Source organism: Haloquadratum walsbyi J07HQW2 (genome assembly GCF_000415985.1).
GTDB classification, from domain to species: Archaea; Halobacteriota; Halobacteria; order Halobacteriales; family Haloferacaceae; genus Haloquadratum; species Haloquadratum walsbyi_B.
In genome coordinates, this window is the sequence record NZ_KE356561.1 from 2801502 (window position 1) to 2805927 (window position 4426).

General features: G+C 44.6%; 5 protein-coding genes. All 5 read left to right on the forward strand.

Annotated features, from left to right (window positions below):
* Positions 1-256 precede the first annotated feature (256 nt).
* The 5 genes from J07HQW2_RS13180 (at position 257) to J07HQW2_RS13200 (ending at position 3721) form a co-directional block, all read left to right on the forward strand.
* A complete protein-coding gene (locus J07HQW2_RS13180; protein WP_021056056.1) occupies positions 257-880 on the forward strand; it encodes a hypothetical protein in 624 nt (207 codons plus the stop codon).
* A 280-nt stretch (positions 881-1160) separates the two neighbouring features.
* Complete coding sequence (locus J07HQW2_RS13185) at positions 1161-1736, forward strand: hypothetical protein (protein WP_021056057.1); 576 nt, start codon at positions 1161-1163, stop codon at positions 1734-1736.
* A 365-nt stretch (positions 1737-2101) separates the two neighbouring features.
* A complete protein-coding gene (locus J07HQW2_RS13190) occupies positions 2102-2695 on the forward strand; it encodes a hypothetical protein (RefSeq protein WP_021056058.1) in 594 nt (197 codons plus the stop codon).
* A 416-nt stretch (positions 2696-3111) separates the two neighbouring features.
* Positions 3112-3387, forward strand: coding sequence for a hypothetical protein (locus tag J07HQW2_RS13195; RefSeq protein ID WP_021056059.1), 276 nt, complete (start codon positions 3112-3114; stop codon positions 3385-3387).
* Between the two features lies 1 nt (position 3388).
* Complete coding sequence (locus J07HQW2_RS13200) at positions 3389-3721, forward strand: hypothetical protein (protein WP_048075302.1); 333 nt, start codon at positions 3389-3391, stop codon at positions 3719-3721.
* Positions 3722-4426: the final 705 nt, after the last annotated feature.

The window sequence follows — 4426 nt, forward strand, 5'->3', positions numbered from 1 at the left end:
CGGTTGATCTGCACCTACCATTACCCTTGCAGCCACCCGGGTACATAGTTCAATTCGATGAATATTCAAAATTAAAACGATAGCTTGGTCACCCCAAGAATAACCACAAGCTAACAGGAGTACTATTACTAAAGTGATGCACCCACTTCTGTTGGTCGGTTTTAGATAATGATATGATGAAAATTAATGTGTATGTCATCGTTAAATGTAATCGAACACAGTGGATTTCAGCAAACGGTCACTCATACTTGGGATAGTGGGAATTACTGCAACAGGCGTTGGAGTCGTAACTGCTGCAGCGGGACTGCAAGAAGGTGCTGAAGGACGAGTCAACTTACAGCGAGGAGTAAGAATAACACAAATCACTGTTGATGATAGCGGAGATCAGGACGCTAATTTTGAACGTGTCAATCATGACAATACTGGCTTCCAGGCTGCAGTTGAATTAAACAAAGAAAATAAGATCCGGTTTACTGCAGTAATTCAAAATAACGCTACCAATAATGTAGATGTCCGGGTGCAAGTAGATTCCCCAAGTGCAATCAACACTACCGTCAGTACTGAGAGTAATCCGGCTGTAGATACGACCACCGGTGCTAACACCGGTATTAACAGCACTGACAAAACCAGTGATACTACGAGACAAGTTCACAAGAGCACGTATACCGCTACGCTTGAGAGTAATCTTGACACTGACACTGATGGCGAGGCAATTTACATTGACGTCGGACTCAGTGACACAGCAACCCCTGGAGCGTATATTATTGACATCGTAATCGATCCACCGAATAGCACTCGCTTACCACTCCCTTGGGAAGCATTACTCAGTATCGATAGACGTTCTTTGGCATCAATTATCGGTCACGTAATCATTTCTTGATCATTCTGTGTGTATGATACGCCCGCTGCTGGCGTTATAAAGTAATCATCCGTGCCAGGGGTAATCTACAGAGTTATCTGCTTCAGAAGCGGTTGGTTCAGGAAGTGAAGCTCGCCGTAGAGGTGATAGGTCGTCTAATTTTGTCTGTCGAGTTCAGAAGCCGGAATATGTATGATACATATTCACAATGAAGAATATCCAACCTTCAACGATGAAACTGTCCTGTTTCGATTATGTTACAAAAATATGATATGTATCTCTATATTGGATTTAATTGGGTATGGCGGAGTTCAGCAGACGGTCAGTGATACTTGCGACGGCAGCAGCCACTGCGACAGGTGCAGGGGTCACAACCGCTGTGTCAGGACTCCAAGGTAGTATTGAAGGACAAGCTGACGTGCAAGCTGAGCAGGCGTTGACAGTAACTGAAATAAGTGTTAGTGGTGATCAAGATGCGTCGTTTACGCGAACAAGTGACGATAATACGGAGTTTCAGGCAGCCGTTGAACTGAATAATGGCGACTCATTTCGGTTCGTAGCCACCGTTGAAAACAGCGCAGCAGACGCGTTAAACGTCCGTATTGTAATTAAAGCACCTGATCTAATCGATATTGAAGTTCAGAGTGAAGGAGAGAGTGATCTTGAAGATGGAAGCAGTGATCTCGACCCTGATGATAATGGAGACACCGGTGATGCTGTCCAGACTGGCGAAGGAACATTCGTGACAAAGATCTCTGGCAGTAGTAGCGGCAAAACGCAAGAAAAGATTGGCATTTTTGCCGAGGTAAATGATACAGCAAACCCCGGTTCATTCGATATCAGTGCGGCAATCAACCCATTGAGCACTGATAATTAAACACGTCGTCCAAACTCCACTGATGTGACTAGCTATGCTCTCTTCTGCAATATTCATGACTGTACTGTAATATTACTTCAGATCAGAGGTGCAAATGATCTACGTTCCGTTAGGCAGTATGGAGTGAACATCTGTATGTAGAGATTGAGATTATAATTCTAGTAAGACTGGTCCCAGCATAACTGAGTGACCACCCTGCTGGAAAAATGATAGTTTATGTGCTTCTATTGGTCAATTCGGATTTAGCACATGTTATATATCGAATATAATCAACTGTAAGTAATCATATTTCAGTAATGAAAGCCGTTTGTTCCGATTATGTTACAAAAATCTGATACGAATATCGATATGATGCATACTTAGATATGGTAGACTTCAGCAGACGATCGATCATACTCGGAACAGCAGGAGTAGCCGCCGCAGGCGCAGGAGTCACAGCTGCCGCATCAGGACTCCAAGGTAGTGTCGAGGGACAAGCCGACGTCCAAGCTGAGCAGGCACTGACAGTGACTACTGTCGATGTTATCGGAGGTAGTGATCAGGACGCTAGTTTCACACGGACAAGCGATGATAATACCGAGTTTCAGGCGGCTGTTGAACTGAACAATGGTGACAGCGTTGGGTTTGACGCGACTATTGAAAACAGTGCGACAGACACTCTAGACGTTAAAATTACTGTTGATGCGCCTGGTCCGATTAACATTGATGTGCAACGTGAGAACGGTGGAGGAACCCCATTCAATGGTAGCGCAGGATCAAGAGTAGGTGATGTTGACCTTGATCCTGATGACAACGGTAAGCGGGGTGAGGCTGTCCAGACCGGTGAAGGAACGTTTATCACGCCAATCAATGGCGGCGACGGCGACAGTGTCGGGGTCTTCGTTGAACTTGATGACACCGCAGATCCAGGATCATACAATATCGGTGTTGCAATCAGCCCACTAAGTACTAACAACTGATTGATACTTAGCTCGGCGACTAACGCCACAGCTTGAATATTTAATTTTGCCTCCTTTTGTATCCTAAACAGAGTGAGCGATGTTTGTGTCTGTCCACAGTCACAGTCCTGCTGGTTATCTACTGTACGTAATACACCCCACACAAACATCTAGAGTTAGTTGTGCAACTACAATTGAGAGCGGATAGAGTCTCTTGAGCACGGACCATCGTGCTTGTGTAGCAGGACTTTACTGACGACAATCATATATTATATCACATCACCGGCGAAAGATAGCTTACTTTCAGTAGTGAATCCGAGCTGTTTCACTCATGATAAAAATTATTGATATTACGTTCGACACAAGAAACCAGCAAAAATGATCGAGTTCAGTAGATGACCAATCATCTTTGAGGACAGCAGGAACCACCGCCGCAAGTGCGAGTCACAACTGCCCCACCGGGAATGCGAGGTAGTGTCGAAGAACAAGTTGACGTGCAGGCATCCAAAGCACTCCAAGTAACTGATCTCAGTGTGAGCTCGACAAAACCTCATAACAGACGAATGATTCGAGTCGATGATAGCCGGCTCCGAGTCGCAACTGTTGTTAATCAAGATGACACGGTGCAAATTAACATCATATTGGTTAATCAAGCAGGTGGACCAGCAGTTGCACAAGCCGAGATACAGTCGACAAAATGTAGTTGTCCCTAATTTGAGTGTTGATGATAGAGACTTTGACACCGCCAACAGAGTTAGTCTCACTATTCAATTACGAGCAACAGATCTCATCTCACCAAGATCTTATACGGTAGAGATCACTATTTCATCAATTGAAATCGAATCCGATAGCCAGGATGTCCAACGTGAAGATAATGCAGATGTCTATTTTCTGCTTGATAACTCAATCAGTGCAAGAAATGATCTCAATGCGATCAGAGACGGAATAAATGTGTTCTTTGATGCCGTTGAGAAAACATCTAACCCAGATAGAATTAATCTGGCTGCGTCTGTCTCAGAGTTTGGAGGAAAAAAAGTAAGATTGTAGACGATGACCCGGAAACCCGAGTAGTGCAACAGCTCACAACAAGAAGTAACGAAGTTGAAAACGCGATAAGAGAGGAGAAATTAGGCGAGCAGGCTAGAAATGACGACGACATATAACGAGACATCATAAAAAGTCTTAGACGGAGCTGCGAGTGTGCGATCTGCGGCAAGTCAGATTCTAATCTTATTTTCCGATGAAATTGGATCGAGTTTTCTGAATACGAAGGTTAAGATCGAGAGTATTTACCATCGGGTAAAGCAGGAAGCTGCTGAATTTATTGGTATCGGTAATAGAGATTTCGTTTCGGCTGATGGGGCACTGCCTCCCGAGTTAACATCGTCCGCATTTACTGATAATGTTACTAACGACATAGATGGGAGCCTTTCTTTAAGAGTTCGAATCTTACGACTGACCTGCTCGCAGGTGAAATCGCAGACACTGTCCGACTCGCAACGAAACCGAACGCGACGGGGTGTCGATAATGACAGTTTCATATTCGAGTTCCGAGACTGGTTCCCTGAGTTCACTTTCTGACGCGACAGGCTAACATTCGATTCGTGTTGGAGGAATCTGGATATATTGAGCGACGCTGCGCCTGTCCGAGTCATAGTCCTGCCGTCATTGTCCATTGTACACAGTATAATCCCCATACAAACATCATGAGTAATTTGGGTAGTGCAGCACTGACCTACTGTGTTCGATTAA